This is a genomic window from Acetatifactor aquisgranensis (genome assembly GCF_943193215.1).
Classification (GTDB): Bacteria; Bacillota; Clostridia; order Lachnospirales; family Lachnospiraceae; genus Acetatifactor; species Acetatifactor aquisgranensis.
The window spans coordinates 1-2,896 of sequence record NZ_CALPDH010000081.1 but is presented as its reverse complement, the minus strand read 5'-3'; the positions used below and the strand labels follow the sequence as shown (position 1 = coordinate 2,896).

General features: G+C 46.2%; 2 protein-coding genes and 1 pseudogene. 1 reads left to right on the top strand and 2 read right to left on the bottom strand.

Annotated features, from left to right (window positions below; all coding sequences use genetic code 11):
- Positions 1 to 48 precede the first annotated feature (48 nt).
- Positions 49 to 1,341 (top strand): annotated as a pseudogene (locus NFS35_RS28635) (DDE-type integrase/transposase/recombinase); the annotation flags it as partial.
- Here NFS35_RS28635 and NFS35_RS28630 read toward each other — a convergent pair.
- Positions 1,262 to 2,512 (bottom strand): ABC transporter ATP-binding protein, encoded by a 1,251-nt coding sequence (locus tag NFS35_RS28630; RefSeq protein WP_251210351.1) that lies wholly within the window; start codon positions 2,510 to 2,512, stop codon positions 1,262 to 1,264. The pseudogene NFS35_RS28635 and the gene NFS35_RS28630 sit on opposite strands and share 80 nt — an antisense overlap.
- Before the next feature lie 87 nt (positions 2,513 to 2,599).
- A complete protein-coding gene (locus tag NFS35_RS28625; protein ID WP_251210350.1) occupies positions 2,600 to 2,812 on the bottom strand; it encodes a cysteine-rich KTR domain-containing protein in 213 nt (70 codons plus the stop codon).
- Positions 2,813 to 2,896 lie beyond the last annotated feature (84 nt).

Below are 2,896 nucleotides of genomic sequence, written 5' to 3'. Positions count from 1 at the left end.
ACCTTGCATTTATTTTATCATAAAATGCTGTAAAAGTCAGTGAAATCAATGGATTTTCACTTAATCAGCAGACACTACTTACTTCAACTCATTCAATACCTTTACCAACAAAATTGCTGGCTAATCATGTTCATCTGCAGATACATCCCACTCAGACAGTGGGCTTTTGATGATTCCCATTCCCCAAAATACCAGAAATTCAAGACAGACGAGCTGCCCCTTATCACTGACTTCCGTCAGGGCTGGACTTACAAGGAGTTCATCCCCTACATCGAAAAGCGCTATGGGAAGAAGATCCGACCCGTAAACCGCCGCTCTGAATGCGATATCCCTGAGGGCTGCTCCTGTCCTCGCTGTGATGCCCCTATGCCATATCTCTACAAAAACAATGGCTCCAAAGGGCAGGTGCTCTGCAAAGTATGCGATGCCAGGTTCTCACCAAAGGACAGCCGTTTCTCTTCCATGAAGCTGCGCTGTCCCCACTGCGGCAACGCCCTGGTTCCCAAAAAGGATCGGAAGCACTTCGTCCTCCACAAATGCGTGAACCCCAAATGCCCTTATTACCTGCACAACCTCAAAAAGGTCCACAAGAAGGACCTGGATGAAAGCTGCGGCAAAAACAAATACAAGCTCCACTACATCTACCGTCAGTTCACGGTGGATTTCTTTAAGATGGACTTGGACTCCCTTCCCAAACATGCTTCATCCCTGAAGTTCAGCAAGTTCGACTCCCATGTGATGTCCCTGTGCCTGACCCTGCATGTGAACTTAAGCCTCTCACTGCGCAAGACCTCCCAGGCATTGAAGAACCTTTACGGCATAACCATCTCCCACCAGCAGATCGCCAACTACTGCAGGACCGCCGCCGTCTGCATAAAGCCGTTTGCAGACAGCTTCGATTATGGCGCCGGCAGCACTTTTACTGCGGACGAGACTTATATCAAGGTCCGCGGTCTCAAGACTTACGTTTGGTTCATCATGGATGCCGCAAAACGCTCCATTCTGGGATACCAGGTCTCTGACAACCGTGGCGTGGGTCCCTGCATCATGGCGATGCGCATGGCCTTCCGACACTTCAGGCAGCTCCCGGAAAACTTCCGTTTCATTGCCGACGGCTACAGCGCCTACCCTCTGGCTGCCCAGCAGTTCTTCCATGAGTTCGGTGAAAGCTTCAAATTCAATATCCCCCAGGTCATCGGACTTGCCAACGGCGATGAGGTGTCAAAAGAGTTCCGCCCCTTCAAACAGATGATTGAACGGCTCAACCGGACCTATAAAGCTTCCTACAGACCCACAAACGGCTTTGACAGCATCGATGGCGCAAACTATGATCTCCCCCTGTCACATCCCAAAAGGATGCAATCAGTTTTGCAATCGTAGATTTTCCGCTGCCGGACGGCCCGACAAAAGCTGTAATCTTCCCTTGCGGAATCGCCAGGTCAATTCCTTTCAAAACCTCTTTTTCCTCATATTCAAAATGCACGTTTTCCAGAAAAATGTCAAGATTTGGCAAATCGCTTTTTCCCTTTGGGCGGACAAGCTCCGGCTGATTTAATATCACGTCAATTTCTCCCATAACTGTTCCTATTTTCGCAATATCATCGGTAAAGAACATAGCCGCCACAAGCGGGCCTGCAATACCCAACGACAGGACAGTTACCGTAATAAAAGTTGCGGCCGACAAGGAACCGTTCATATAAAACAGACAGCCAGCCGGAAGTACACTAATTAACGCCGCAGGCCATACGCTCATCATAATAGCCGAATATTTTTGCGTGGCCTTCATCCAGTCTAAAATCAGATTTGCGTTTGCATGGACGGCATCTGTAAATTTTCGATAGGAATTATCCGCTTGATTAAATGCCTTAATGACTTCAATGCCGCCGATATATTCTACCGTTGTGGCGCTCATATGATTTCCCGCTTTTACAACCTCGCCATACTTCTTCGGATATTCCTTCATCATCCCCATATAGCACATCATCCCAACCGGAATTGTAATCAGCGATACCAAAGCCATTCTCCAATCCAGAATGAACAGATAAACGATAATCGCAATCGGTACAAGAAGATTAGAAGTCATTTCCGGAATTACATGGGCAAGGGGAACCTCTAATTGTTCAATGCGCTCCACCATACCGTTTTTTAGCTGCCCCGATGGAGTATTAAGAATGTAGCCCATAGGTACTCTGGTAAGTTTTGAAGCAATTTTACGTCTTGCCTCTGACATTACTTCAAAGGTTGCTTCATGGGATGCCCTTGTAGATATCCCCATCAATATTGCTTTTAAGGCAAAGCAGCCGCCGGAAATCAAACACCACCTCATATAAAATGATAAATCCCGATTCCCGGAGAGCAGTGCAATCGTCATTCTCGCTGTCGCAAAATATGGAATGATGCCAAAAGCAACCCCCATTACGGCAAGGACAACGGAAACGATATAGCCAGCCTTATGCGGTTTTGCAAATTCTATAAGTCTGCCAAATGGATTACCGCCTTGTGACTGATTCATAAAATCCCTCCTATCCCTGGTTAGAATTCACTAACCTATATTCAAAAAAATAAGCCCATAATCTGTCATGTGGAATCCACAAACAAATTATCGGCTCTGCGTCTTAGCGTCTGGCACTGCTGATAATCGTATTTTCATATCCTCAACATCTATCAAACATTCCTGCCTGCACTTCGGACAAAATACTGGAAAGTTTTTTAGTGAAGTATCCGCCCGAATCTTGGTACGTGTCCTGCATTTACAAAAAGGACAGTATATCCATCCGCTTTCATCCACACAAAATCCTTCGGCTTTCTGCATTTCCTTTACACCTCGTATAATAAGTTTATAGCCAATCAAAACAGGCTATAGACTTATTCTTTTTGTGATATAGATGGCGGATAA